Annotated in this window: 23 protein-coding genes; 21 read left to right on the top strand and 2 right to left on the bottom strand. The window is 53.6% G+C overall.

Annotated elements, in window-relative coordinates:
* Positions 1-35 precede the first annotated feature (35 nt).
* The 15 genes from rpsA to OQ460_RS08680 all read left to right on the top strand — a co-directional run bounded on the left by rpsA (position 36) and on the right by OQ460_RS08680 (position 16732).
* Entirely contained in the window at positions 36-1730 is a 1695-nt protein-coding gene (rpsA, locus tag OQ460_RS08610; RefSeq protein ID WP_253394215.1) for a 30S ribosomal protein S1, read from the top strand.
* A 325-nt stretch (positions 1731-2055) separates the two neighbouring features.
* Positions 2056-2352, top strand: a complete 297-nt coding sequence (ihfB, locus tag OQ460_RS08615; RefSeq protein ID WP_003218804.1) for an integration host factor subunit beta — start codon at positions 2056-2058, stop codon at positions 2350-2352.
* A gap of 24 nt (positions 2353-2376) precedes the next feature.
* Positions 2377-2619 carry a lipopolysaccharide assembly protein LapA domain-containing protein gene (locus OQ460_RS08620; protein WP_410021397.1) on the top strand — a complete coding sequence of 81 codons (243 nt, stop codon included), beginning with the start codon at positions 2377-2379 and terminating at the stop codon, positions 2617-2619.
* A gap of 614 nt (positions 2620-3233) precedes the next feature.
* Positions 3234-4439 carry a glycosyltransferase family 2 protein gene (locus tag OQ460_RS08625; protein WP_410021398.1) on the top strand — a complete coding sequence of 402 codons (1206 nt, stop codon included), beginning with the start codon at positions 3234-3236 and terminating at the stop codon, positions 4437-4439.
* The gene (locus OQ460_RS08630) at positions 4429-5961 is read left to right on the top strand and encodes a hypothetical protein (RefSeq protein ID WP_410021399.1); all 1533 of its coding nucleotides are present in this window, start codon (positions 4429-4431) and stop codon (positions 5959-5961) included. Before OQ460_RS08625 ends, OQ460_RS08630 begins: the two co-directional genes overlap by 11 nt.
* Before the next feature lie 39 nt (positions 5962-6000).
* Positions 6001-6864 carry a dTDP-4-dehydrorhamnose reductase family protein gene (locus OQ460_RS08635; protein ID WP_410021400.1) on the top strand — a complete coding sequence of 288 codons (864 nt, stop codon included), beginning with the start codon at positions 6001-6003 and terminating at the stop codon, positions 6862-6864.
* A gap of 19 nt (positions 6865-6883) precedes the next feature.
* Complete coding sequence (locus tag OQ460_RS08640; protein WP_410021401.1) at positions 6884-7894, top strand: polysaccharide biosynthesis protein; 1011 nt, start codon at positions 6884-6886, stop codon at positions 7892-7894.
* A gap of 64 nt (positions 7895-7958) precedes the next feature.
* The gene (locus tag OQ460_RS08645) at positions 7959-8801 is read left to right on the top strand and encodes a glycosyltransferase family 2 protein (RefSeq protein ID WP_410021402.1); all 843 of its coding nucleotides are present in this window, start codon (positions 7959-7961) and stop codon (positions 8799-8801) included.
* On the top strand, positions 8798-9847 hold the full coding sequence (locus OQ460_RS08650) for an EpsG family protein (RefSeq protein WP_410021403.1): 1050 nt from the start codon (positions 8798-8800) through the stop codon (positions 9845-9847). The genes OQ460_RS08645 and OQ460_RS08650 overlap by 4 nt, the downstream gene beginning before the upstream one ends.
* Positions 9848-9949: 102 nt before the next feature.
* Entirely contained in the window at positions 9950-10942 is a 993-nt protein-coding gene (locus OQ460_RS08655; protein ID WP_410021404.1) for an NAD-dependent epimerase/dehydratase family protein, read from the top strand.
* Positions 10935-12077 (top strand): glycosyltransferase family 4 protein, encoded by a 1143-nt coding sequence (locus tag OQ460_RS08660; RefSeq protein ID WP_410021405.1) that lies wholly within the window; start codon positions 10935-10937, stop codon positions 12075-12077. The genes OQ460_RS08655 and OQ460_RS08660 overlap by 8 nt, the downstream gene beginning before the upstream one ends.
* Positions 12078-12158: 81 nt before the next feature.
* Positions 12159-13124: a UDP-glucose 4-epimerase family protein gene (locus OQ460_RS08665; RefSeq protein WP_410021406.1), complete on the top strand. Its 966-nt coding sequence runs from the start codon at positions 12159-12161 to the stop codon at positions 13122-13124.
* Entirely contained in the window at positions 13117-14139 is a 1023-nt protein-coding gene (locus OQ460_RS08670) for an MraY family glycosyltransferase (protein ID WP_410021407.1), read from the top strand. Before OQ460_RS08665 ends, OQ460_RS08670 begins: the two co-directional genes overlap by 8 nt.
* 106 nt (positions 14140-14245) lie before the next feature.
* Entirely contained in the window at positions 14246-16240 is a 1995-nt protein-coding gene (locus OQ460_RS08675) for a polysaccharide biosynthesis protein (protein ID WP_410021955.1), read from the top strand.
* A 156-nt stretch (positions 16241-16396) separates the two neighbouring features.
* Positions 16397-16732, top strand: coding sequence for a ComEA family DNA-binding protein (locus OQ460_RS08680; RefSeq protein ID WP_410021956.1), 336 nt, complete (start codon positions 16397-16399; stop codon positions 16730-16732).
* A gap of 28 nt (positions 16733-16760) precedes the next feature.
* Here the strand turns inward: OQ460_RS08680 and OQ460_RS08685 are convergent, their stop codons facing one another.
* On the bottom strand, positions 16761-17333 hold the full coding sequence (locus OQ460_RS08685) for a TetR/AcrR family transcriptional regulator (protein WP_410021408.1): 573 nt from the start codon (positions 17331-17333) through the stop codon (positions 16761-16763).
* A 196-nt stretch (positions 17334-17529) separates the two neighbouring features.
* Between OQ460_RS08685 and OQ460_RS08690 the strand changes: the two genes are divergently transcribed.
* Positions 17530-18378: an urea carboxylase-associated family protein gene (locus OQ460_RS08690; protein WP_410021409.1), complete on the top strand. Its 849-nt coding sequence runs from the start codon at positions 17530-17532 to the stop codon at positions 18376-18378.
* An 8-nt stretch (positions 18379-18386) separates the two neighbouring features.
* Here the strand turns inward: OQ460_RS08690 and OQ460_RS08695 are convergent, their stop codons facing one another.
* On the bottom strand, positions 18387-18554 hold the full coding sequence (locus tag OQ460_RS08695; RefSeq protein ID WP_133098895.1) for a DUF2897 family protein: 168 nt from the start codon (positions 18552-18554) through the stop codon (positions 18387-18389).
* Between the two features lie 254 nt (positions 18555-18808).
* On the opposite strand from OQ460_RS08695, the gene kdpF reads away from it, so the two are divergent.
* The 5 genes from kdpF (at position 18809) to OQ460_RS08720 (ending at position 25999) form a co-directional block, all read left to right on the top strand.
* Complete coding sequence (gene kdpF / locus OQ460_RS08700) at positions 18809-18898, top strand: K(+)-transporting ATPase subunit F (RefSeq protein ID WP_017128001.1); 90 nt, start codon at positions 18809-18811, stop codon at positions 18896-18898.
* Positions 18899-18906: 8 nt separating this feature from the next.
* Entirely contained in the window at positions 18907-20601 is a 1695-nt protein-coding gene (gene kdpA / locus OQ460_RS08705; RefSeq protein WP_410021410.1) for a potassium-transporting ATPase subunit KdpA, read from the top strand.
* A 9-nt stretch (positions 20602-20610) separates the two neighbouring features.
* A complete protein-coding gene (gene kdpB / locus OQ460_RS08710) occupies positions 20611-22674 on the top strand; it encodes a potassium-transporting ATPase subunit KdpB (RefSeq protein WP_410021411.1) in 2064 nt (687 codons plus the stop codon).
* A gap of 61 nt (positions 22675-22735) precedes the next feature.
* Positions 22736-23281 carry a potassium-transporting ATPase subunit KdpC gene (gene kdpC / locus OQ460_RS08715; protein WP_410021957.1) on the top strand — a complete coding sequence of 182 codons (546 nt, stop codon included), beginning with the start codon at positions 22736-22738 and terminating at the stop codon, positions 23279-23281.
* Positions 23282-23347: 66 nt separating this feature from the next.
* A complete protein-coding gene (locus tag OQ460_RS08720) occupies positions 23348-25999 on the top strand; it encodes a DUF4118 domain-containing protein (protein WP_410021412.1) in 2652 nt (883 codons plus the stop codon).
* Positions 26000-26024 lie beyond the last annotated feature (25 nt).

Below are 26024 nucleotides of genomic sequence, written 5' to 3' on the forward strand. Positions count from 1 at the left end.
GGGCGTATTCTTCGCCCTTATCAACAGGAATTAAAATGAGCGAAAGCTTTGCGGAACTCTTTGAAGAAAGCCTAAAAACCCTGAACCTTCAGGCAGGCTCCATCATCACCGGTGTTATCGTTGATATCGATTACCAAGCTCGCTGGGTAACCGTTCACGCTGGTCTGAAGTCTGAAGCTCTGATCCCGCTGGAACAGTTCTACAACGATGCTGGTGATCTGACAATCAATGTCGGTGACGAAGTTCACGTTGCTCTGGACTCGGTTGAAGACGGTTTCGGTGAAACCAAGCTGTCCCGTGAAAAAGCCAAGCGCGCTGAATGCTGGATTGTTCTCGAAGCAGCCTTCGCAGCTGAAGAAGTGGTCAAGGGCGTTATCAACGGTAAGGTTAAAGGCGGCTTCACTGTCGACGTTAACGGCATCCGTGCGTTCCTGCCAGGTTCTTTGGTCGACGTTCGTCCAGTGCGCGACACCACGCACCTGGAAGGCAAGGAACTCGAATTCAAGGTCATCAAGCTCGACCAGAAGCGCAACAACGTTGTCGTTTCCCGTCGCAGCGTCCTGGAAGCAGAAAACTCCGCCGAGCGTGAAGCTCTGCTGGAATCCCTGCAGGAAGGCCAACAAGTCAAAGGTATCGTCAAGAACCTCACCGATTACGGCGCATTCGTCGATCTGGGTGGTGTCGATGGCTTGCTGCACATTACCGACATGGCTTGGAAGCGTATCAAGCATCCTTCCGAAATCGTCAATGTTGGCGACGAGATCGATGTCAAGGTTCTGAAGTACGATCGTGAGCGCAACCGTGTCTCCCTGGGCTTGAAGCAGCTGGGCGAAGATCCATGGGTCGCTATCAAGGCTCGTTACCCAGAAAGCACTCGCGTTACCGCGCGCGTAACCAACCTGACCGACTACGGCTGCTTCGCAGAGCTGGAAGAAGGCGTGGAAGGCCTGGTACACGTTTCCGAAATGGACTGGACCAACAAGAACATCCACCCTTCGAAAGTCGTACAAGTCGGCGACGAAGTGGAAGTCATGGTTCTGGACATCGACGAAGAGCGTCGTCGCATCTCCCTCGGCATCAAGCAGTGCAAATCCAACCCATGGGAAGATTTCTCTGGCCAGTTCAACAAGGGCGATAAAATCTCCGGCACCATCAAGTCGATCACCGATTTCGGTATCTTCATTGGTCTGGACGGTGGCATCGACGGCTTGGTTCACCTGTCCGACATCTCCTGGAACGAAGTGGGCGAAGAAGCTGTTCGTCGCTTCAAGAAGGGCGACGAACTGGACACCGTTATCCTGTCGGTTGACCCAGAGCGTGAGCGCATCTCCCTGGGTATCAAGCAACTGGAAAGCGATCCGTTCTCCGAGTACGTTCAAGAGAACGACAAAGGTGCAATCGTTAAAGGCATCGTGAAGGAAGTTGACGCTAAAGGCGCCATCATCACTCTGGCCGACGATATCGAAGCGACTCTGAAAGCCTCCGAAATCAGCCGTGACCGCGTTGAAGACGCGCGTAACGTTCTGAAAGAAGGCCAGGAAGTAGAAGCTAAGATCATCAGCGTTGACCGCAAGAGCCGCGTGATCCAACTCTCCATCAAGTCGAAAGACGAGATCGAAGAGAAAGAAGCTATCCAGAGCCTGCGCGATAAGCCAGCGACTTCTGACATTGCTTCGGGTCCGACCACTCTGGGTGACCTGCTGCGTGCACAAATGGAAAAACAGAACTAAGTTCTGCTGGACCATAGAAAAAGGGCGACTTCGGTTGCCCTTTTTTGTGCCTGAAATTTGAGCCTGCGACATTACTGAGCAGCGAGGCCTTCCTGGCCATGTGAGCGCCGCTACAGGCTTGAATCATTCTGCCTCGGCTCTGCCAGTGCTTTTGTAACGAAACGGCGCCTTCGCTATTCTGCGCTGCGCCTTTGGAATTCGTGTTCTTTGCCGCTGGCCTATTAGTTATGCAAGATAAGTCAAGGGACAGGCTGTTCAAATTCGTCAGGTCATGCTAAAACCTTCGGATCGCTTTTCCTAGCTGCTTGAAAAAGAAGGGAAAAATATGACGAAGTCGGAGTTGATCGAACGAATTGTCACCCATCAAGGGCTGCTCTCATCGAAGGATGTCGAGCTGGCCATCAAGACTATGCTCGAACAAATGTCTCAGTGCCTGGCGACTGGCGATCGAATCGAAATTCGCGGCTTTGGCAGCTTCTCTCTGCATTACCGTGCTCCCCGCGTTGGTCGCAACCCGAAAACCGGGCAGTCCGTCAGCCTTGATGGGAAATTTGTTCCTCACTTTAAGCCGGGCAAAGAATTGCGGGATCGGGTGAACGAAGACGAAGAAGAGGGCGTCTGAGTTTTTTTGGAATAGGAGAAGTTTATGCGTGGGGTCAAGCGCGTTGTCTTGGTGCTGATCGTCTTGGTCGTTGTACTGGCGATCCTGGCGTTCGTACTGGAAAACCAGCAGGGTGTCGCATTAGCGTTCCTGGGGTGGAGTACACCGCAGATGCCGGTTTCGGTGTTCGTGACGTTGGCATTGATCGTAGGGATGCTGCTCGGGCCGCTCCTGGGCTTGTTGGCCAAGCGAAGTAGGCGTCCTGATCGGCTGCCGAAATCGCGCTGAGAGGGCGGGAAGATGCCTGTCGTTGCTTGATGGACTTCTGATGTCTCGCCACCAGTTTTTATACTGGAGTCCTTCTGGAAAGTAATTCTTTTTATCTTCAGTCAATTCATCAGGGACCGGAAATGTAGGTTCTGGCATGGGTTATCGACACTACTCCCATAGTTGTCGCTCACATATTTACAGCTAAATATCAAATCAATAGCGTTCTGCTATCGCTGCGGCCTGCCTAGAGCTTGCAGTAGTCATCTCAAGCTCTTTCTCTAAATCAGATGCTGGTCAGAATGGGCGCTGTTTTGCAGCCCGGCCAGAAACCAATCGCCAATCATGGGGTCATAGAGTCGGAGCGTGTTATGCCTTTTGCTTCTACCTGATTGGCAAAATTGTCAGCGGCAGCCCGCTTGATGTAAGGTTGCAACATCTGGTCTATTTTTTTGGTTAGGTAAAAATCTTCAATTTGTCAGCGGATTGATGGCCTATTGATTCTTCCGCAGACGAGGGCCGGGGATGAGTTAAAAGAACTTTCATGAGTATCTGGGGCTCACAGTAGCGATGATGCTCGGGCAGGTACAGCGTGTTGTGATTTTTGAAGCATGTACGATTATATGGGTGTTTGAATGAGTGACTGTCTGCTTTCCATTGTAATTGCCACTCATAATCGGTCGAAATATGCAATTTCTTGCGTTGGAAGCCTGCTGAGTATCTCTTCGGATGAGATTCAAGTGGTTGTCCACGATACAAGCAATGACGCGTGTGAACTGGCCGCCTGGGCTGAGGCTCAGAAAGATCCGCGACTAACTTATGTGCATTGGGCTGAACGGCTCTCGATGACCGAAAACCATGAAAAAGCGTTAAAACTTGCGATTGGCGAATACGTCTGCTTGATCGGTGACGATGACACAGTTTCCAGCTATATAGTTGACGTCACCAAGTTTGCAAAGATAAACGGCATAAAGTTGATCACGCCAAAGGTCAAGGCTTCCTACTACTGGCCTGACTTCAAAACCAAAAACTACGGCTCGGCGCATGCAGGACGTATTTACCTGTCATCCTTCGATTTGTCTTTAGCGAAGTATGACGTTAGGGACATGCTCGCGGTTGCCAAGGCTGGCGCATTCCAAGGTACAGACGGAATGCCAAAACTCTATCACGGTTTAGTTTCTCGAGCGTTGCTGGAGACGATCACAGCGCACAATGGCACGCTGCTTTACGGTACCAGTCCAGATATGTCGGCTGCTGTATCCCTGTGTCTGGAAGGTGGTGAGTATTATCTGCTGGATTTCCCATTCACTATGCCCGGTGGCGGTGGCGGCAGTAACAGTGGTCGAAGTGCTACGGGCAAGCATAAAGGAGGGCTTGAAAAAGACCCACATCTGGCGCCGTTCAAGAACCTTAATTGGCCAGACGTCATGCCTCGCTTTTTCAGTGTTGAAACAGTTTGGGGGCATGCTGCCTGGGAGACGCTGGAGCAGCGTGAAACCACCGAAGGGTATAACCTGGCGCGTCTCTACGCCTTGTGCTTTTTTCACCATCCAGACTACGCTCGCGAAACCTTCCGCGCATGGCGCAAAGCAGCCTCCCATCGCGCCACCGGCGTTGGAACGGTGAGTTTGCTAGGGGAGCTTGTTTCGGTGGGCGGTCGATATGTTCTGGCGAAGCTAAAAAGAATATTAAGGCCCGGCCCTAGTAACGGCGCGGAAGTGGTCGCTGTCGTCAATGACGTTAGCCAAGCTAGAGACAAGCTTGATCAGAATCTTGAGCATAAGTTAAATGGCGATTCGTTGTTTACTCGGTTAGTGGACCTGCCGATCCTTGAAAAATGACGGCGGGCCTGGTGTGAATAAGCAAAGTAGCCTCAAATCTTTATTGTTCGCCAGCTTTTCCGGGCGATTTGTTTATGCGTTAGCCAGCATAGCAGCGCTGCCTTTGCTTTCCAGTCTGCTGGGTACAGAAGCGGTGGGCCTGATAGGCTTTTTCTCGACCGTCGTGATGGTAATGATGGTGTTTGAAGGTGGGCTGACGAGTAATGTGATCCAGCAACTCGCCTGGCGTAAGGGGCGTGAGCATCGAGCAAAAGTGCGCTTTTCTTTATCTTCAGGCTCTCTGATTGTTACGTACCTGTGTTTTTTTGCAGTCTTGGGCTTAAGTTTGTCAGGCCTGATTATTCTGCTGTCAGATTTCATCGTAGGGAAATGGCTAAACTTTGCAGAGTTGTCAGCCCATCAGGTTAAGTATTCCTTGATCTGTATAGCCCTATTTATAGGTCTAAACTTGCCTATACTGATTTTGCAGGGCGTATTCGTTGGTCGTGAGCGACAAGTCCAACTTAATCTTGTCTATATACCTTACTCTTTGGCAAGGACTATCGGTGTTTTGTTGCTGTTGTTGGCCATTCCGGAGTGGCGTAATATACAAACCTACTTCTTGATCCAGGTTTTTATCCAAATAGTCTATGTACTTTCCCTGCTTTTTATTGTTGCGAGAGAATTTCGTGGTGTGCTGTCCTCAATCTCACCTAGATTTATTTACCTGAAAAAAGGGTGGGCGTTTAGTCGGAGTGTTCTGCTGATCTCCATAACTTCAATTTTCGTGGTTCAATACGATAAGTTATATTTAAGTGGTAGTGTTGAACTTTCCGACTATGCCGCTTATTCCCTGGCAAGCACGTTGGCGGGGCTACCCTACATCTTCTCGTCAGCATTGAATTCCGTACTTTTTCCGCGATTTTCAATCAATCTCAACTCGGCTGATGAAAGCAGAGTGGCAAGTGTCTTTCGCGCGGCATGCTCTGGCATAACATTTTTGATGGTGGTGCTATGCGTCTCGGCTTATTATTTTGGTGAGCGTCCAATCGCGCTGCTTTTCCCTGCGGAGTTGGCTGGCAGCATCGCGTCTGTTTTACCTGTGTTGCTGGTGGGTACCGCTCTTCAATCGATATTGATTGTGCCGTTTGCTCTGCAGTTGGCGGCTAAATGGACTCATATCTCCCTGCGGTTGAATCTGGCTTGGATACCCATTGCGCTCTTATTGATGCCAATGATGGTTGATAAGTTTGGAGTGGCCGGGGGGGCTTATATGTGGTTGATCTATAATATATTTTCAGTTGTTTTGACTTTTATGTTGCTGGCGAGAAAGTTTGCGTTCCTGAAGAAAATAAACTTCGAGCTTGTTCGTTTGGTAGTCATGTCGACACTGATATGCATGCTGGTCTGCTATTTTGCGCAATGGGTGGCAATGTCTATACTCAACGTGTATGTCGCGCTGAGTTTCGAGGCCGCGTGCGTGGTGGCAATTATAGCAGCGGGTGCTTATGTGTTTCGAGGCAGCCTATTACAGTTTAAATGATGTCGACACTCGAGAATTAACGAGTTTGAAGAGGTTGCGATGAAAGTATTGATCCTGGGTGTAACAGGAATGTTGGGCAGCGCGGTTTTCAAACGGCTCGATCGTGACTCCCGTTACGACACATCGGGGACGATGCGCAGCGCGGCGGGCATGAAATATTTTGCGGCTGAGCAGCAGACTCGCCTGATTTCAAACGTCGACGTTTTGAATGCTGACGAGTTAACAGAATTGTTCGTTAAAGTTAAGCCAGAGGTAGTGATCAACTGTGTGGGGTTGATTAAGCAGTTTTCCAGCGCAAAAGATCCGCTCGCGACGCTTCCGATAAACTCTTTACTGCCGCACAGGCTTTTGAAACTCTGCGAACTGACCGGTGCTAGATTGATTCAAATAAGCACCGACTGTGTATTTTCTGGGATTAAAGGTAACTATCTGGAGTCGGATGTTTCGGATGCTGAAGATCTTTATGGGAAGTCGAAATACATCGGCGAAGTAACAGAATCCAGGTATGCAATTACTCTGCGCACTTCGATTATAGGTCGTGAATTGAACTCGGCTAATTCACTGCTTGATTGGTTTCTAGCGCAGCAGGGGGCTGTCAAAGGTTATTCGAAGGCCATATTTTCAGGCTTACCCACGGATGAGCTGGCAAACGTGATCAGTGATTACGTTATTCCGCGTAGTGATATTTATGGTCTGTATCACGTTTCCGCTGATCCGATAGACAAGTTTTCTTTGTTGGAGATGGTGGCGAAAGAGTATGAGAAGAACATTACTCTGACTGCTGATCCTTCTTTTGTAATAGACCGCTCGTTGGACTCTACACGGTTTCGCTCTGAAGTGGGGTACAACCCGCCCTCATGGCATGCACTGGTAGCTAATATGCGTAAAGCATCTTTAATTTAATCAATTTCCGGGTGTGGTTATGTTTGATAATAAGGTTTTGATGATAACGGGCGGGACCGGCTCTTTTGGTAATACTGTCTTGAATCGATTTCTGAATACGGATGTCAAAGAGATTATCGTATTTAGTCGAGATGAAAAAAAGCAAGAGGATATGCGGATTGCTTTAAATAATCCGAAGGTCAAGTTCTATATTGGCGATGTAAGAAATTATGAAAGTATAAACCGCGCCATGGCGGGTGTTGACTATGTTTTTCACGCGGCAGCGCTAAAGCAGGTCCCGTCCTGTGAGTTTTACCCGATGGAAGCGGTACTGACAAACGTCACAGGAACTGAGAACGTCCTGAATGCTGCCATCGATAATGATGTCAAGCGTGTCGTATTGTTGAGTACGGATAAGGCTGTATACCCTATCAATGCAATGGGTATTTCAAAGGCAATGGGCGAGAAGATTCTGATTGCCAAGTCGAGAACGGTTCGGGAAGGCGGCCCCGTCTTTTGTGCGACTCGTTATGGAAACGTAATGGCATCACGTGGATCGGTTATTCCTCTTTTTGTCGAGAAGATCAAGGCTGGCGTTCCGTTGACTGTTACCGACCCTAAAATGACTCGGTTCCTGATGAGTCTGGAGGACTCTGTCGACCTGGTACTTCATGCATTCGAGCACGGAGAGCAGGGAGACATATTTGTCCAGAAAGCACCGGCCAGTACTATCGGTGAACTCACCACTGCATTGAAAGAGCTATTTTCGAGTGATGCGCAGGTAAATATCATTGGTACTCGCCATGGCGAGAAACTTTACGAGTCGCTGGTTTCTCGTGAGGAAATGGCTAAGGCCAAGGACATGGGGCGATACTATCGTATTCCCGCTGACAATCGCGATCTGAACTACGACAAGTTCATTATAGAAGGGCACGTCGAGGCGAACGCCATCGACGATTACACTTCGCATAATACAGAATTGCTTAGTGTTGAAAAAATCAAGGAGTTACTTATGACGTTGGATTACATTAAGCAAAGTATTGGTCGATAGGTTGGTGGTATATAACCTTCGCTTCAATGTGGGGATTGTTGGTATATAGGGCTGGAAGTGCTGAATGGCTAATGGATACTCTGATCAAGAACCAAGCGTCGCTCGCGTGAGTGTTGTTATTCCGTGCTATTGTTGTAAAAGTACAATACGGCGTGCGCTTGAGTCTGTTTATCTACAGTCACTACGGCCAGCTGAAGTTATTTTAATTGACGATTCCAGTCCTGACGATACATTGAGTTTTTTATATGAACTGGCTGCTGAGTATTCCAAGGGCTGGATTAAGGTTGGTTCTTTGGCAGTGAATTCCGGCCCCGGTACCGCGAGGAACAAGGGCTGGGATATGGCGACTCAACGTTATGTGGCGTTTCTCGATTCGGATGATAGTTGGCATCATAACAAAATTGAACTGCAGTACGATTGGATGGAGCGTAATCCGGAAGCGGTTCTGACTGGGCAGAAAGGTCTCATGATTGACGTAGCGTCCAGCGAAGTCCGTACATTATATGGGCACGGTGACGTAAAATTCACTGAGGTTATCAAGAAGCGTTTGTTAATCTCCAATCATTTTTCTACACCCTCAATTATGTTGAGGCGAGAACTTACCTTCAGGTTTCCCGAAAGCAAGCGGTTTTGTGAAGACTACGAGCTTTGGTGCGAGCTGTGCTGTTCAGGTCTGAAATGCTATTCGATGGATCAGCCTTTGACTTTCTGCCATAAGCCACTCTATGGAGCTGCGGGGTTGAGCAGCCATCTATGGAAAATGGAAAAAGGCGAACTGGGTGTATACAGTGCGATGCGTGAGAAGCGCAAGATTGGGCGTGTTCATAGCTGTGCTCTAAAGGCCTGGTCTTTGGTACGGTATGTTCGCCGTGCACTAAAGATACGCTATAGTAGTGGTCCGCAATGATTTATATAACTGGCTGGATCATTTTGCTTGTCACACTTTTTCTGACTTCGCTATCGGGCTATAGAACCCGCCTGTTTGCGGCTATTGCAATGTTGTTTTTTTTGTTTCTTTCAGTTTTTCGCGGTTCCGTGGGTACGGATACGAATACCTACGAATTTCTCGTCGGCCAGTTGATGCAAGGGCTGTCCTGGACGGGGATGGAGCCAGGCTTTGTTTTTTTAAGTTGGTCGCTCGTGACGTTGACAGGCTCGGCTTCAGTTGCCGTAAGGCTTGTCAGTGCTGCCATATTTCTGGTGATGTTTATATACCTGTTTCGTTCTGATAAGAATGAAAAATTCTTGCTGCTTTCTTATATGCTGCCTGCATTTGTTTATCAATACACCATGAACGGTTTGAGGATTGGTATTGCAGCAATGTTACTGCTACTAGCGGTGCAAAAAATAAGAAGGCTTAATAACGCGTCAGGTGTAGTGCTTGCACTCTCGGCACTGATTTTCCACTATTCTTCGCTTGTCTCCTTAGTATTCATATGGGCTTCGCAAGCTCGCTGGGTAAAGGCATCCAATATTTTGGTTGTGCCTGTCGCGAGTGCGCTAGTGTTGGTGATTTTCAGTATCAATAGTGATTACTTTTTTGCAAAGCTGCTCTCATATCAAGTTTCTGAATCACCTAGCCCGTTTTCAGGCCTGGGGAAGGTCGTGGTGCTTTTGGTGCTTGTATTGGGTGTCATGCTGTCGAGGCTGCCTAATATTGAAAAACTGAAACTCGCTTTCCTTGGTGGTGGTTTTACAGTGGTTTTCTGGGGTATTTCTAGCATTTCGTATGCTGGGTTACGGTTCTTGGATCTCATTTCCTTCGCATTTCCACTTGCAATATTGCTTACCTATAACAGGTGCCGATTAGACTTTGATCGCGCCATCAAGGTTGTCTTTTTATTGGCCGGCTTGCTTGCCGCCGTGAGCAGTTACAGGAATTTCACATCTGAAGCAGGCCAGGGGCCGTCACCCTTTATGCCTTATCAGCTCAACGCGTTTTTTGGCGAGTGATAGCTCAATGAGAACTCCTGGCTTTTTTGAATGGGATAAATCCAGTGCCGTGGCACTGATGCAATCAGCGTCTCAGCTTCTAATTCCGTCCGGGAGTAGCCTATGAAAGTTTGCATAACAGGCGGCACTGGGTTCATCGGTGGCCCTCTTTGTACTGCTTTGCTGAGCCAGGGCTATGCAGTCAAAATGCTTTCTCGAACAGACCGCGCGCAGGCCCCGGGATTGGTGGTGACTGCTGGTGATTTGCTTGAAGGGGGTGAGCCACTTCTGAGTTTCATTGAGGATTGTGATGTTTTATTTCACTGTGCCGGAGAAATAAAAAACACTGACTTGATGTATGACCTGCATGTTCATGGAACCGGTAATCTTCTTAAGGCTGTGAGTGAAAAAATCAATCGGACTGGACAAGGTTTTCACTGGGTTCAGTTGAGCAGTACGGGGGCCTATGGTAGGCGCACAGCCACCAGCCAGACTGTTGTTGATGAAGGGTTTTCACCCGCCCCAGTGGGTGAGTACGAGGTTACAAAGACTATTTCGGATGAGTTGGTAGTCAGTTTCTCGAAAATCGAACCTCGATTTACTTACACTATTTTACGTCCTTCGATCGTAATTGGTGCGAACATGCCGAACCAATCTTTTTTTCAGCTGGCGGCTATGGTTCGCAAAGGTCTGTTCTTTTATATCGGGTCTAAACAAGCGCTGTCGACCTATGTACATGTGAATGACGTGGTCAGGGCGTTGATTTTGTGCGCTACACACGTTAAGGCAAGAGGAGAGATATTCATCTTGTCCAATGACTGTCCGCTTTCCGAGGTCATTGAGTCCATTGCAGATGTCTACAGTGTATCGAAGCCCATATTGAAGGTCCCTGAACGCATACTGCGCCTGCTGGTCAGGCTTGTTTCCCCTCTCATCAAGCTGCCGTTGACGAACGAGCGGATAGATGAACTTGTAAAACGTACAAGCTACAGTTCGGCTAAGCTAAAACGAGAGCTTGGGTTTGAGTTTCAGCAATCCATACCGAGTGCGATGCCTGAATTGCTGGACCAATTCCTCAGAAAATCAAAATCTAAAGCTGTGGCAAACAATGACTAAACTGAAAAGAATATGTGTGGTTGCTACTGTGCCTGTTGCTTTGAAAGTATTCATGGTAGAGCACATTAATAAGCTGGCAGAAACCTACAGTGTCACGGTAATGACCAACGCTGAAGCTGAGGAAGTTTATCGCTTTCTGGATAGGCGTATAAAATTTATACCGCTTCCGATACAGCGTAAGGTCTCAGTATTTAGTGACTTGGTATCGTTGATAAAGCTGTTCAAGATTTTCGGTTCTGAAAAATTCGACTGTGTACTTTCAATTATGCCCAAGTCAGGTCTCCTGACAATGCTTGCCGGGTATTTGGCGCGGGTCCCACGGCGTGTTCATATATTCACAGGACAGGTCTGGTATACCAAGCAAGGGTTTTCCAGATTTGCTCTGAAAAAGCTTGACCAGCTTCTTGCGTTTTCTGCAACTCACCTGCTCGCGGACAGCCCATCACAACGAGCATTTCTGATTGAAGAAGAAGTCGTAAGACCGGAAAAAATCGAAGTGCTGGGAAAGGGCTCGATCAGTGGCGTGGACTTGGCTCGTTTCAAACCGGATCCGATGGCGCGAAAAAAAATCAGGCAAGAGTTGGGTCTGAATGAATCGGCGCTGGTTTTTCTATTCATGGCACGACTGACCTATGCCAAAGGTATCGTGGATTTGGCACAGGCTTTTACGCATATCGCAATGACCTGCCCAAATGCTCATCTGTTGATAGTGGGTCCTGATGAAGATGGTGTGGAGGAGGTGGTAACCGAGCTGAGTTCAACGTTCAAGGGACGAGTTCACCGGGTTGGATTTACCAATAACCCCGAGGCCTATATGGCCGCTGCCGATATTTTCAGTTTACCGAGCTATCGCGAAGGATTCAGTTTGGCGACTATCCAGGCCGCAGGTGTCGGTTTACCCGCGATTGCTTCTCGAATATATGGGTTGAGCGATGCAGTTCAAGAGGGCATGACAGGCCTTCTCCATAAGCCCGGCGCCATCGATGAGATCAGCGAAGCCATGGCAAGGCTTTATTCAGATGGCGAATTGCGAGTTTCTCTTGCCGAAGAGGCGCGCAAGCGGGCACATACTGATTTTACTCAGTCGATGATTGTCAATGAAATGGCCGCTTATATTGATCGGTTGGTGCTTTAATACGTTGGTCCGGCATATCCTGTCGGTTAATGAGGCGCTACTGCAATTGCGGTGTGAACGTTGCTCTTGGGGTAATTATTGATGCATGTACTCGTCACCGGTGCTTCAGGGTTTGTAGGCAAGCGATTGGTAGAGACCTTGGCGCAAAATGATAACTTTCTCGTAACCGGGACCGTACGTGGCAATAATGCTGCGCATACCGACGCGGTGAAACTCGTTAATGTCGGTGACCTTTCCTTCGAGACTGATTGGTCTGAAGCACTTTCAAGCGTTGACGTGGTTGTGCATGCTGCAGCGCGCGTTCATGTGATGAATGACCTGGAGACCGATCCTCTTGTCGCTTTTCGCAAGGTCAACGTCGAAGGCACATTGAATCTGGCGCGCCAGGCCGTGGCGGCGGGAGTCCGCAGGTTCATCTTTATAAGTTCCATCAAGGTCAACGGCGAGGGTACTGTTCCCGGCTCTCCATACACGGCACAAGATGTTCCCGCGCCGGCAGATCCTTACGGTGTATCCAAGATGGAGGCGGAAGCGGGGCTGCGAGACTTGGCTATTGCCAGTGGCTTGGAGGTCGTGATCATCCGGCCAGTATTGGTGTATGGGCCTGGGGTCAAGGCCAACTTTTTGAGTATGATGCGCTGGTTGGATAAAGGTATTCCACTTCCGTTCGGTGCTATCTCCAACCGCCGTAGTCTGGTGGCGCTGGATAATCTCGTCGACCTTATCATCACCACGGTCACTCACCCTTCGGCAGCCAATCAAACGTTTCTGGTCAGTGATGGTGAAGATCTATCTACGACTCAGTTGTTGCACCGAATGGCGACAGCGCTGAACAGGAAGGCCCGTCTACTTCCGGTGCCCGGGGTTTTGTTGAGTATTGGTGCCCGCCTTCTCGGTAAAAAGTCATTGTCTCAACGACTTTGTGGCTCTTTACAGGTTGATATTGATAAAACGCGGTCATTGTTATCCTGGACGCCGCCAGTTTCAGTTGATCACGCGTTAAAAATAGCCGCCTCGTATTATATGGAACTGAAAAATAATGATTAGTTGGTGGTTGATACTCGTTGCTGTGTTCGTGTCTTTCATCTTGACCGCCGCGTTACGCCGGTATGCGTTGGCTAAAAGTATCATTGATGTGCCAAATGCGCGCAGTTCACATACCGTACCCACCCCTCGTGGTGGCGGAGTGTCGATCGTACTGACGTTTCTTTTTACCCTTCCTTTATTATTAATGGCCGGGCTTGCTCCACTATCCGCAGCGGTTGCATTGGGCGGTGCCGGTGCCTTGGTCGCTTTGATTGGTTTCATGGATGATCACGGCCATATAGCCGCAAGGTGGCGGTTGCTCGGCCACTTTTTCGCTGCGGGTTGGGCTCTGTTCTGGTTGGGCGGGTTGCCGCCAATCACTTTTTTTGGCATGGCTGTTTACCTGAGTTGGTTGGGGCAATTTTTGGCCGTTCTATATCTTGTATGGATGCTTAATCTGTATAACTTCATGGATGGCATCGATGGGATCGCCAGTGTCGAAGCTATTTGCGTGTGCCTGGGGGCATGTTTACTTTATTGGTTGGCGGGATTTGAAGGTTTGATCTGGCTCCCGATGCTACTGGCGGCAGCCGTGGCGGGGTTTTTGTTCTGGAATTTCCCCCCGGCACGTATCTTCATGGGCGATGCGGGCAGTGGTTTTCTGGGAATCATATTGGGTGTACTTTCGATTCAGGCCGCCTGGGCGTCTTCGCAGTTATTATGGGCTTGGCTGATCCTGCTTGGCGTATTTGTCGTTGATGCGACATTTACATTGATCCGACGTCTTGTACGTGGAGATAAAGTATATGAAGCGCATCGCAGCCATGCATATCAATTTGCCAGCAGGCGCTTTGGCCGCCATTTACCGGTTACATTGGCAGTTGCATGTATAAATTCTCTGTGGCTACTGCCCATCGCTTTATGTGTTGTCTATCTTGGGCTTGATGGCGCGTCAGCTGTGGTAGTGGCGTATTTGCCACTCGTTATTCTCGCGATAAAGTTTCAGGCCGGTGCACTGGAAAAGGCTGAAGATTAACTAATCTCCCAAAGGGTTTGTTTTCTGTGAGTACTGATGTGTTTAAAAACGTAGAATAGCTGCGTTGAATAAGCTTTGGGGTGAGTCTGAGGTGAGTGAAGGGACTATGAACAGATTGCGAGCATTTTTGGTGGGGCTGCCACGTCGCAAAAAACGGCTGATTCAAGTCGGTACCGACGTCTTCATGGTTTGGGCGGCTTTATGGCTTGCGTTCGTCGTAAGGCTTGGACTGGACGAAATGGTTAACCCCGTTCGTGTTCACTTCTGGTTGTTTCTCGCTGCCCCGATAGTGGCTATACCGTTGTTTATCCGTTTCGGAATGTACCGAGCGGTAATGCGGTATTTCGGCAACGATGCTCTCATCGCGATCATCAAGGCGGTCAGCCTTTCATCCCTCATTCTGGGCGTGTTGGTGTATTGGTATAGCAATCACCAGAGCGTCGTTCCGCGCTCGATTATTTTCAACTATTGGTGGCTTAGCCTGATCATGGTGGGTGGCCTGCGTCTGGCCATGCGCCAGTACTTTCTGGGAGATTGGTTTGCGGCAGCGCAGCATGTGCCTTTTACCAGTCGTGAAGATGGTCTTCCACGAGTGGCCATTTACGGCGCGGGAGCTGCTGGTAACCAACTAGTTGCTGCACTGAGGATGGGCCGAGTGATGCGTCCGGTGGCCTTCATCGATGATGACTCCAGTATCTCCGATCGTGTTATTTCAGGTTTGCAGGTGTACAAACCCAAGCATATCCAGCGCATGATCGATGTCACCGGTGCCCAGGAAATCCTGTTGGCAATCCCGTCTTCCAATCGCGGCCGCCGTCGGGAAATTCTCGGTTTCCTTGAGGGTTTTCCACTTCACGTACGAAGCGTTCCAGGTTTCATGGACCTGGCCAGTGGCCGGGTCAAGGTGGATGACATTCAGGAAGTGGACATCGCCGACCTTTTGGGACGCGACACAGTGCCTGCCCAGGGTGAGCTACTGGAGCATTGCATCAAGGGCCAGAACGTTCTGGTAACCGGAGCCGGGGGGTCCATAGGGTCTGAACTGTGCCGGCAGATTCTCGCCCTGCGTCCGACCACGCTCCTGTTGTTCGAACACAGCGAGTTCAATCTCTACAGCATCCTATCGGAGCTTGAGCAACGTGTTACGCGTGAGTCGCTGTCCGTAAAGTTACTGCCGATACTGGGCTCTGTACGCAATCAGTCCAAGCTTGAAAGCGTCATGAAAACCTGGGGCATCAACACTGTCTACCATGCAGCCGCTTACAAGCATGTGCCGATGGTTGAGCACAACATCGCCGAAGGTGTGTTGAACAACGTGATCGGGACGCTGAACACAGCTCAAGCTGCCTTGCAGACGGGCGTGGCCAACTTCGTGCTGATTTCCACTGATAAGGCTGTCCGTCCTACCAATGTCATGGGCAGCACCAAGCGCCTTGCGGAATTGACGCTTCAAGCCCTTAGCCGCGAACTGGCGCCTGTACTGTTCGGTGATCAGTCGAACGTATCGCGGGTCAACAAAACACGCTTCACCATGGTTCGCTTCGGCAATGTACTGGGGTCTTCCGGTTCAGTGATTCCGCTATTTCACAAGCAGATCAAGTCGGGTGGCCCGTTGACGGTCACTCATCCGAAGATCACCCGATACTTCATGACCATTCCGGAAGCCGCCCAACTGGTAATCCAAGCCGGTTCCATGGGCCTGGGCGGGGATGTTTTCGTGCTGGATATGGGGGAGCCGGTAAAGATTGTCGAACTGGCCGAGAAGATGGTCCACCTGTCTGGCTTGAGTGTTCGTTCTGACAAGAATCCCCATGGTGACATCGCGATCGAGTTCTCCGGACTGCGTCCTGGAGAAAAGCTCTACGAGGAGTTACTGATTGGCGACAACGTGGCTGCTACCCAGCATCCGATGATCATGCGGGCTAACGAAGATCATTTTGCGTGGGATGTGCTCAAAGGCAAGTTGACTGAGCTTCTTGCTGCTGTGGATCAGAATGACTATCCCCGCGTTCGCCAATTGCTGCGTGAAACAGTCAGTGGCTACAGTCCGGATGGTGAAATCGTCGACTGGTTTCACCAGCAGCGTCGTCTCGAACCTTGAGGTCCACTGCCCAAGGATTATCCGCCGCGACAGGGTCGGGTACGGATATTCATATGCTGTAACTCACCCACTTTTGACTATCCCGGCACATCGCCTAAGTTTGAAAAGCAGCTTCGGAAAGCTGCTTTACTCATCGATGTCATGGAGCGTTTTCAAATGCGTAGATCCTGTTTTTCCTCCCTGGTGTTTGCCGTTCTCACCAGTTTTTCCCTCGCTGCCACAGCCGCCCCTTCTGTAAAACCAGAGGCCTCATCGCCGGTCGCGGCCCAGATGGTCAAAGCCGAGCAATCCACTTCCAAGGTAAATCTCAACTCGGCTGATGCGCAAACCCTGCAGCGGGATCTGTTCGGCATCGGCGCGGCCAAGGCGAAGGCAATCATCGCTTATCGGGAGTCCAATGGTTCTTTCACGGCGGTGGATGAGTTGCTGGAGGTGAAGGGGATTGGCAAGTCGCTTCTGGAGAAGAATCGCGACCGTCTGGAAATCAGGTAGGGCAAAAGGCAGGCAAAAAGAAGACCGGTTATTGACCGGTCTTTTTTTCGCCCAGGGTTTTCAGATGCCCGCTCACTACCTCAAGAATCCGCGTTGCCAAACCAGGGTTTTTTACGCTTCTCGCCAACACTAGCGCGCCTACCAAGGTCGACATCATGACCAAACTTTGCTCCTGCGCATTTGTATTGTCGAGCGCGGCTTCGATTTGGGTGAGTCTTGCAGCCAGTATCGCATCGGTGGTGGGGCTCTGCCGCCCGTGTTGCCCCAGTTCCGAGGACATGGTGGGTAATGGGCAGCCGTGGGCCGGTGATGTCCGGTGCCATTCGGATAGATAACTGTCGATAAATGCTTCCAGCGGTCGTTGCTGGCTGAACAGCGCCGCGCAATGGGCGTCCAGCTCTTCGGCGGCGGCTTGCAAGGCCTCTTCCACCAGTTCGTCCTTGGATTTGAAATGGGCGTAGAACCCACCATGGGTGAGACTCAGGGCTTTCATCAGGGGCTGCAGGCCGGTGGCGCCGATGCCGTCGCGGCGAAATCGGACAGAGGCCTCCTTGATGATGCGCTGGTGGGTTTGAGCTTTGTGATCTTGCGAATAGCGCATTGATGGCACCCTCCGATACATCACGCCATATTAACCAAGCTTTTGTGCGGATTCCCGGCTCTTTACAAAGTCGCGAGATTTATCGCGGCTCCTTTGCTGTTTGGCATGAATAGTGATTATGTACCGCAAAGATTGTCGAACAATCACGAAAGCCCGTTGCCGACTCGCAACCCACCGTTAATTGGAGCATTGCACCATGTACAAAGACTACCCAGCGGCTTATCAAGTCAGCAAAGGTTCAGCGTTGCAGGTCGACAAGGCGTTCTATGAACGGGTTCGCGACGAGGCTGAGCGACGCACGCTGATTGAGCAATTCGAAGTCCCGATAAGGACTGGCAGGGCATGGAAAGTCCCGGCTGGCCATGTGTTCCGAGTGACTACCCCGGTAGGCCCGCAGGTGGGGGATTTTAACGTGTGGAATGCCAACGATCCGCGCGAGCGGCTGTGGGCGGCGCGTACCCGACAGTTACAGGGCGCGCATGTCACAACCCATGATCGGCTGTGGTCAAACCTGCCGTTCCTGCGCCCGCTGCTGACGATTACCGATGACAGTCTGGCTGGTTATGGAATCGATGAGCACGGCGCACGATTGCACGACCTGTTGGGAACTCGTTGCGATCCCTACGTGAACAAGATGCTTACCGGGGAGGACTTTCATCATCACTGCCACTCGAACCTGACTCGCGCGGTGCTGCCTCACGGGCTGACCGAGTTTGATGTGCATGACGTGCTGAACATTTTCCAGTGCACGGGCCTTAACCACGATGACATGTACTTCATGAAAGCGTGTCCGGCGCAGCAAGGTGACTACCTCGAGTTCTTCGCTGAGATCGATGTGCTGTGCGCACTATCGACCTGTCCGGGGGGGGATTTGTCGTTGCCGATGTGGGGCCCTGATGCGCAGGACCCCCTCAGCGTTTGCCGGCCGTTGGGAATAGAGATCTATCGACTGGAGGATGACCTGCTGAAGGGATGGAATTCGCCAGAGCGTGCTGCCTACGACGGCCAGCACGGCCTGCATATCGCGAAAGCAGATTGGGAGTAGATGATCAGTCAGCGGTCCTGTGCATCTTTGGCATCCGCTTGCGCGTTGCGTTCGGCTACGCGCTTGCGTTGCTCATCGGTCAGTTCCACTTTGTGGGCGCTGTCGCGCAACATCATCAAACCACCGACAATCGAACCGATAGCGACGGCCATGATTAACCAGGCATACCAGGGCATAGGGCTCTCCTTGAGGCCGACTGCCGTGGGGAGGATTTCCCACAGCACTATCAGCTTTGAGTAACGGGCTTCGTCAGTCGTTCCATTGTAGGCCCGTTCTGCCTCGCAGGACGTTCTAGCCACATAAACCCCGCATAAACCCACTCTTTACGCCGATTTTACGCTCCGACTGCCTACTCGCTCTCGTTCCTTTACGCCACTCCTGCGGACAATCCTCCTACACGCGGCACTCGCCGTACGACGGAGAAACTTCCATGAGCATTCTGGACGGGGTGTCACTGCTATTGGCCGTGGCGCTGTTCATTTACCTGCTGGTTGCGCTGCTACGCGCAGATCGGAACTAGGAGCGGCTATGCACAGTTATGACTATTGGCTGGTCATCGCCTTTTTTGCCGTAGTGCTGGTTCCGGCGCCCTTTCTGGGACGGTTCTACTACAAGGTGATGGAGGGGCAGCGCACCTGGCTGACGCCTGTGCTCGGGCCGGTCGAGCGTGTCTGTTTGCGCCTGTCGGGAGTTGATGCACAACAGGAGCAAAGTTGGCAGAAGTATGCCTTGGCCTTGCTGGTCTTCAACCTTGCAGGCTTTGTGCTGTTGTTCTCGATCCTGCTGCTGCAGGGCTCATTGCCCCTCAACCCGCAGCAACTGCCGGGCATGGAGTGGACGCAGGCCTTCAACACTGCCGTCAGCTTTATCACCAATACCAACTGGCAGTCCTACAGCGGTGAGGCGTCCCTGAGCTACTTCAGCCAGATGGTCGGTCTTACCGTGCAGAATTTTGTCAGTGCGGCCACCGGCCTGGCTGTCCTTGTTGCTTTGTGCCGCGGGATTGGTCGCAAATCGGCAAGCACACTGGGCAACTTCTGGGTCGACATGACCCGTGCCACCCTTTATGGGCTGTTGCCACTGTGCCTGGTGCTGGCGTTGTTTCTGGTCTGGCAGGGCGTACCCCAGACCTTTGCCCATTACGTGAATGCACTGACGATGCAGGGCGCGGATCAACTGATTCCGTTGGGGCCGGCAGCCAGCCAGATCGCGATCAAGCAATTGGGCACCAACGGCGGCGGCTTCTTTGGCGTCAACTCGGCGCATCCATTCGAAGACCCGACGGCCTGGTCCAATTTGTTTGAGGTGGCTTCGATCATCCTGATCCCGGCTGCTCTGGTGTTCACGTTTGGCCATTACGTCAAAGACCTGCGCCAGAGCCGTGCGATTCTCGGCTGCATGCTCGCACTGTTCCTGATCGGGGGCTCGGTGTCGCTCTGGTCCGAATACCAGCCCAATCCGACCCTGGACAACCCCGCTGTCGAGCAGGTTGCACCGTTGGAGGGTAAGGAAGCCCGCTTCGGTACTACCGGCACCGTGCTGTGGTCGGTGACTACCACGGCGGCGTCCAATGGCTCGGTCAACGGCATGCAGGACAGCCTCAGCCCCCTCAGTGGAATGGTGGCGCTGGTCAATATGATGGTCGGCGAAGTGATCTTCGGCGGCGTCGGTGCCGGGATGTACGGCATGTTGCTCAATGTGCTGATCGCGGTGTTTCTCGCCGGCCTGATGATCGGTCGTACACCGGAATACCTGGGCAAGAAGCTCCAGGCCAGGGAAGTGCAACTGCTGGTGGTGACGCTGCTGGTCATGCCGGTAGCCGTGCTGGTGCTCGGCGCTATCGCCGCCAGCCTGCCAGGCCCTGCGGCTGCGATCAGCAACCCTGGTCCCCACGGTTTTAGCCAGTTGCTTTACGCCTACACCTCCGCCGGCGCCAACAACGGTTCGGCATTCGGCGGCTTTGGTGCCAACACGCCCTTTCACAACCTGATGCAGGGCCTGGGCATGTTGATCGGTCGTTTTGGCTACATCCTCCCGGTACTGGCCCTGGCCGGCAGCCTGGCGATGAAGAAGAGTGCACCTGTCAGCCAGAACAGCTTTCCGACCCATGGACCGCTGTTCGTGACCCTGTTGACCGTGACCATCTTGCTGGTGGGCGGCCTGACCTTCTTGCCGACACTGGCATTGGGACCTATCGCGGAACACCTGAGCATGGGTTTCTAAAAAAGGGATATGAACATGAATATGCCTGTAAAAAATGCCGCACCGGTCAACACCCAGGAGCCGGCCAAAACCGCAATCTCGGCCCTGTGGCGCCCGGCGCTGGTCCAGGCTTTCGTCAAGCTGGACCCACGACAGTTGAAACGCTCGCCTGTGATGCTGGTGGTGGAGCTGACTGCGGTGTTCACCACCGTGCTGTGCTTTATACCTGATGCCGCCGTGTCCACCTTCGTCGCTGTGCAAATCGCGTTATGGCTGTGGTTTACGGTGCTGTTCGCCAACTTCGCCGAAGCGTTGGCAGAGGGGCGTGGCAAGGCCCGTGCCGATAGCCTCAAGGCCGGCAGTGATGGCCTCAATGCCCAGCGAAAAGAGGCAGATGGCAGCTTCAAGACAGTGCCTGCCACCAGCCTGCGCAAAGGCGATGTGGTGCGGGTCGCCGCCGGGGAAATGATCCCCGGTGACGGCGAAGTCATAGAGGGCATTGCCGCAGTCAACGAAGCGGCGATTACCGGCGAGTCGGCGCCAGTGATTCGCGAGTCCGGTGGTGATCGCTCGGCCGTCACCGGCAATACCCGCCTGGTGTCGGACTGGCTGCTGATCCGCATCACTGCCAACCCGGGCGAGTCGACCCTGGACCGGATGATCGCCCTGGTAGAAGGGGCCAAGCGCCAGAAGACCCCCAATGAAGTGGCGCTGGATATCCTGCTGATCGGCCTGACCTTGATCTTCCTGTTAGTAGTGGTGACCTTGCAGCCGTTCGCGTACTTCGCCAATGGCAGCCTGCCGCTGGTGTTTTTGGTCGCCCTGCTGGTGACGCTGATTCCTACCACCATTGGCGGTCTGTTGTCGGCCATCGGCATTGCCGGCATGGACCGTCTGGTGCGCCTCAACGTGATCGCCAAGTCCGGCCGCGCAGTGGAAGCGGCGGGTGACGTGCATGTACTGCTGCTGGACAAGACCGGCACCATCACCTTTGGTAATCGCCGGTGCGCGGCGGTGTACGCAGCCCCAGGCGTCAGCGGCAAGGAACTGGCCGAAGGTGCGTTGCTGGCTTCTCTGGCGGACGACACCGCCGAAGGCAAATCCATCGTCGAGTACCTGCGTGCGTTGCATCCGCAAAACGAGCCGGCTGCCGAGGAGCTGACCGGCGTGCCGTTCAGTGCTGAGACACGTTTGTCCGGTGTCGATTATCAGGGGCGCGTATTGCGTAAAGGCGCCGTCGACTCGGTGCTGGCGTTTATCGGCATGCAACGTCACGACTTGCTGCCGGTGCTGTACAGGGAAATCGACAAGATTGCCCAGAGTGGTGGCACGCCACTGCTGGTGTGTGCCGACGGCAAGCTGCTCGGTGCGATTCACCTCAAGGATGTGGTCAAGCCCGGTATTCGCGAACGTTTCGCCGAACTGCGCAAGCTGGGGATCCGCACGGTGATGGTGACGGGCGACAACCCGTTGACCGCCGCTGCCATCGCCGCCGAGGCGGGCGTTGACGATGTACTGGCCGAAGCCACGCCCGAGAAAAAGCTGGCGCGTATTCGCCTTGAACAGAATGACGGACGCCTGGTGGCCATGTGCGGCGACGGCGCCAACGACGCGCCGGCACTGGCTCAGGCAGACGTCGGCATGGCGATGAATGACGGTACGCAAGCGGCTCGCGAGGCGGCAAACATGGTCGATCTCGATAGCGACCCTACCAAGCTGCTGGACGTGGTACAGGTCGGCAAGGAGTTGCTGGTGACTCGAGGTGCGCTGACCACGTTCTCTATTGCCAACGACGTGGCCAAGTACTTCGCCATCCTGCCGGCGCTGTTCGCTTCGATCTACCCGCAACTGGGCGTGCTCAATGTGATGCACCTGAGTAGTCCCCAGAGCGCGATCCTCTCGGCCATCGTGTTCAATGCCTTGATCATCGTGGTGCTGATTCCGCTGGCCCTGCGGGGTGTGCGGGTGCAGGCAGCGAGCGCTTCGGCGTTGCTGCGGCGCAACCTGTTGATCTATGGCGTTGGTGGGATTGTGGTGCCGTTCGTGGGGATCAAGGCGATTGACATGCTATTGACTGCGTTGCACCTGGTTTGAAGCGATGCCGCAGTCGTTGGGCTGCGGCACTCAGTGACGTGTTTTCTTTGAGGATTTGATGATGACCAAGATGATCCGCCCGGCCTTGAGCCTACTGGTGTTGATGAGCCTGATCACCGGTGTGGCGTACCCTTTGGTGGTGACCGGTGTTGCCCAGGTGGCTTTCCCCGAACAGGCCAATGGCAGCCTGGTGCGCGATGCCGATGGCAAGGTGCGAGGCTCCAGCCTGATCGCCCAGGATTTTACCGGTGACGGCTGGTTCCACCCGCGGCCGTCGGCAGGTGCTTATGCGACTGTTTCCAGCAGTGCCAGCAACTTGGGGCCCAGCAACCCGGCACTGGCGACGCGGGTGTTCGAAGACGCCGGTAAATTGCAGGTTCCAGGCCAGGGCCCGGTGCCGCTGGCGCTGTTGACGACTTCTGGCAGCGGCCTTGATCCACACTTGCCTCCGCAAGCGATTGCCTATCAACTGGCGCGTGTGGCTGCGGCGCGGCATCTATCGGTGTCGGCCCTGGAACGACTGATGGACGCACACATCGAAAGCCCGCTGGTTGGGCCGCCGGTAGTGAATGTGCTGGCGCTGAACATGGCGCTGGAAAAGCTGTAGGCCACAGCACCGCCGTGATGGCGGTAGCCTGTTCTTTATATTGATCACTGAAAGAAGACTGACCTCATGAGCAACTCCGGCCGCGCCGATGCCCTGTTAGCCGATCTGTCCCGCAATGGCCGTGGCCGACTAAAAGTGTTTCTCGGCGCCGCCCCGGGTGTGGGCAAGACTTACGCCATGCTCCAGGCCGCCCACAGCCAGTTGCGCCAAGGCGTCAAGGTAGTTGCCGGTGTGGTCGAAACCCATGCTCGCGCCGAAACCGAGGCCTTGCTGGGTGGCTTGGTGCAGCAGCCTTTGCTGCGCTGCGAATACCGAGGCGTGATGTTGGAGGAGATGGACCTCGACGGCTTGCTCGCCGCCAAACCCACGCTGGTGCTGGTGGACGAACTGGCTCACAGCAACGCACCCGGCAGCCGCCATGAAAAGCGCTGGCAGGACATTCAGGAACTGCTCGCCGCCGGCATCAATGTGTTCACGACGGTCAACGTCCAACACCTGGAAAGCCTCAACGATCAGGTGCGGGGCATTACCGGTGTGCAAGTGCGTGAAACCTTGCCTGATTGGGTGCTGCAGGAGGCAGATGAACTGCTGTTGATCGACCTGCCATCCCGTGAGCTGTTGGAGCGCTTGCGCGATGGCAAGGTCTACGTACCGGAGCAGGCTCGCGCAGCCATTGATGCATTCTTCACCCAGACCAATCTCATGGCTCTGCGGGAGTTGGCGATGCAAACCGCCGCCGCTCACGTCGATGATGATTTGGCCCAGGGCTATCGCCAACTTGGCCAGGTCGTACCGACAGTGCGTGGGCGGCTGTTGGTTGGGATCGATGGTGATGCCCAGGCCGAGCGGTTGGTACGCCATGCCAGTCGCGTGGCCCAGCGTCGGCATCTGCCCTGGAGCCTGGTGCATGTCGACAACGGTCGCGTGCGCGACGAGCAATCACGTCTGCGCCTGCAAAACGCCCAGCAATTGGCAGAGCGCCTTGGGGGCGAAGTGGTGTTGCTGCGTGCCGGCGAGGTGGCCAAGACCCTTATCCAGCACGCCGCCGAGCGCCGTGCGAGCCTGGTATTGGTCGGACAGTCCCGCCCCCGCTGGCGGCGCCGACTGTTTGGCGGGGGGCTCGCGGCGCGGTTGTTGCGCAATGCGCGAGGCCTGGAAATCAACGTGCTCGACAGCGACGATGCTCCGGCGCCACCGCGTTTGCCCGATATGCGTGGCCTTGTTTGGTTCGACTATGGTCTGGCGGTGCTGGCAACGGTTCTCGCCAGTGCCTTGGCCTGGGGAGTATCGAGCCTTCTGGCATTACCCAATATCTCCTTGGTATTTCTCGCTGCCGTGCTGCTGGTGGCCGTGCGCAGTAGCCTGGGGCCTGCGCTGGCCTGCGCGGCGTTATCGTTTCTGACTTATGATTTCCTGTTTATTCCACCGAATTTCTCCTTCGCCATCCAGCGTGAGGAAGATGTGCTGACACTGGTGTTCTTCCTGCTGATGGCCGCGTTGACCGGCAATCTGGCGGCTCGCCAGCGCCGGCAACTGCAGGCTCTGCGTGACACGCAGGAAGAAACCAGCGAACTGCTCGATCTGTCGCGCAAACTTACCGCCGCCACGGATCGCCAGGCGGTGATCAGTGCTGCGGCCCATCACCTGCAAGGTTGGAGTGACCTGCAGCTGTGCCTGGTCAATCGTGATGGGCAGGGCGCCTGGAAGGTCGAGACGGGTGGCCCAATCACCTTTACCGAAGCCGAAAGCGCCGCCGCCGACTGGGCCTGGCAGCATGACCAGCCAGCGGGGGTAGGCACCGGGACACTGCCACTGGGGCGTTGGTGGTGGTGGCCGTTGTCCGGCGAGGATGGGCCCTTGGGCTTGCTCGGTGTCAGCCCCAAGAGCGGCCTGGAGTTGAGCGGCCAGCGCCGTCGCTTGCTCACTGCCTTGAGCCAACCGTTGGCCCAGGCGCTGGCGCGCGCGCAGTTGGCCCAGGACCTGGAGGCGGCGCGCCTGCACGGCGAAACCGAACAGCTGCGCAGTGCGTTGCTGGCGTCAGTGTCCCATGACTTGCGCACGCCGCTGACCTCCATGCGCGGCAGCATAGACAGCTTGCTGGCCCTGGGGGAGGCGATTCCCCTGGCCGATCGCCAGGAGTTGCTCGAAGGCACCCGTGACGAAGCCGAGCGGCTGGATCGCTACATCCAGAACCTGCTGGACATGACCCGTCTCGGCCACGGCGCCTTGAAACTGGCGCGCGATTGGGTATCTCCCGGTGATATTGTCGGCAGTGCCCTCGGCCGTTTGCGCGCGGTGTTGACGCCGTTGCAAGTGAGCACCGATGTACCGGCCGAACTGCCGTTACTGTATGTGCATGCGGCCCTGATCGAACAGGCGCTGGTCAATGTGCTGGAAAACGCTGCGCGGTTTTCCCCGCCTCACGGCCATCTGCAATTAAGCGCTGGCGTGACTGATCAGCAGCTGTTTTTTTCTGTCAGCGACGAGGGCCCGGGCATTCCCGAGGACGAGCGGGCGAAGATTTTCGACATGTTCTACACCGCTGCCAGGGGCGATCGTGGCGGGCAAGGCACTGGCCTGGGCCTGGCAATCTGCCAGGGAATGGTCGGCGCCCATGGCGGGCATATCAGCGTGGCCGAGGGGATTGGCGGTCGAGGTACCAGCATCACACTGTTCTTGCCGCTGCCGGCTCAACCTGACCTGGAAAGTGAACCTTGACCTCAGTTGCGCTACTCTCTTTTTT

The sequence above is a fragment of the Pseudomonas imrae genome, from assembly GCF_046352735.2.
GTDB classification, from domain to species: Bacteria; Pseudomonadota; Gammaproteobacteria; order Pseudomonadales; family Pseudomonadaceae; genus Aquipseudomonas; species Aquipseudomonas imrae.

What these genes read in the sequence shown, in the direction of transcription:
- OQ460_RS08660 (WP_410021405.1), top strand. Translation starts at nt 10,935, where the DNA reads ATGACTAAACTGAAAAGAATATGTGTGGTTGCTACTGTGCCTGTTGCT.
- OQ460_RS08680 (WP_410021956.1), top strand. Translation starts at nt 16,397, where the DNA reads ATGCGTAGATCCTGTTTTTCCTCCCTGGTGTTTGCCGTTCTCACCAGT.
- OQ460_RS08640 (WP_410021401.1), top strand. Translation starts at nt 6,884, where the DNA reads ATGTTTGATAATAAGGTTTTGATGATAACGGGCGGGACCGGCTCTTTT.
- kdpF (WP_017128001.1), top strand. Translation starts at nt 18,809, where the DNA reads ATGAGCATTCTGGACGGGGTGTCACTGCTATTGGCCGTGGCGCTGTTC.
- OQ460_RS08690 (WP_410021409.1), top strand. Translation starts at nt 17,530, where the DNA reads ATGTACAAAGACTACCCAGCGGCTTATCAAGTCAGCAAAGGTTCAGCG.
- OQ460_RS08625 (WP_410021398.1), top strand. Translation starts at nt 3,234, where the DNA reads ATGAGTGACTGTCTGCTTTCCATTGTAATTGCCACTCATAATCGGTCG.
- kdpA (WP_410021410.1), top strand. Translation starts at nt 18,907, where the DNA reads ATGCACAGTTATGACTATTGGCTGGTCATCGCCTTTTTTGCCGTAGTG.
- OQ460_RS08665 (WP_410021406.1), top strand. Translation starts at nt 12,159, where the DNA reads ATGCATGTACTCGTCACCGGTGCTTCAGGGTTTGTAGGCAAGCGATTG.
- OQ460_RS08635 (WP_410021400.1), top strand. Translation starts at nt 6,001, where the DNA reads ATGAAAGTATTGATCCTGGGTGTAACAGGAATGTTGGGCAGCGCGGTT.
- OQ460_RS08620 (WP_410021397.1), top strand. Translation starts at nt 2,377, where the DNA reads ATGCGTGGGGTCAAGCGCGTTGTCTTGGTGCTGATCGTCTTGGTCGTT.
- ihfB (WP_003218804.1), top strand. Translation starts at nt 2,056, where the DNA reads ATGACGAAGTCGGAGTTGATCGAACGAATTGTCACCCATCAAGGGCTG.
- OQ460_RS08650 (WP_410021403.1), top strand. Translation starts at nt 8,798, where the DNA reads ATGATTTATATAACTGGCTGGATCATTTTGCTTGTCACACTTTTTCTG.
- OQ460_RS08685 (WP_410021408.1), bottom strand. Translation starts at nt 17,333, where the DNA reads ATGCGCTATTCGCAAGATCACAAAGCTCAAACCCACCAGCGCATCATC.
- OQ460_RS08695 (WP_133098895.1), bottom strand. Translation starts at nt 18,554, where the DNA reads ATGCCCTGGTATGCCTGGTTAATCATGGCCGTCGCTATCGGTTCGATT.
- OQ460_RS08670 (WP_410021407.1), top strand. Translation starts at nt 13,117, where the DNA reads ATGATTAGTTGGTGGTTGATACTCGTTGCTGTGTTCGTGTCTTTCATC.
- rpsA (WP_253394215.1), top strand. Translation starts at nt 36, where the DNA reads ATGAGCGAAAGCTTTGCGGAACTCTTTGAAGAAAGCCTAAAAACCCTG.
- kdpC (WP_410021957.1), top strand. Translation starts at nt 22,736, where the DNA reads ATGACCAAGATGATCCGCCCGGCCTTGAGCCTACTGGTGTTGATGAGC.
- OQ460_RS08720 (WP_410021412.1), top strand. Translation starts at nt 23,348, where the DNA reads ATGAGCAACTCCGGCCGCGCCGATGCCCTGTTAGCCGATCTGTCCCGC.
- OQ460_RS08655 (WP_410021404.1), top strand. Translation starts at nt 9,950, where the DNA reads ATGAAAGTTTGCATAACAGGCGGCACTGGGTTCATCGGTGGCCCTCTT.
- OQ460_RS08645 (WP_410021402.1), top strand. Translation starts at nt 7,959, where the DNA reads ATGGCTAATGGATACTCTGATCAAGAACCAAGCGTCGCTCGCGTGAGT.
- OQ460_RS08675 (WP_410021955.1), top strand. Translation starts at nt 14,246, where the DNA reads ATGAACAGATTGCGAGCATTTTTGGTGGGGCTGCCACGTCGCAAAAAA.
- kdpB (WP_410021411.1), top strand. Translation starts at nt 20,611, where the DNA reads ATGAACATGAATATGCCTGTAAAAAATGCCGCACCGGTCAACACCCAG.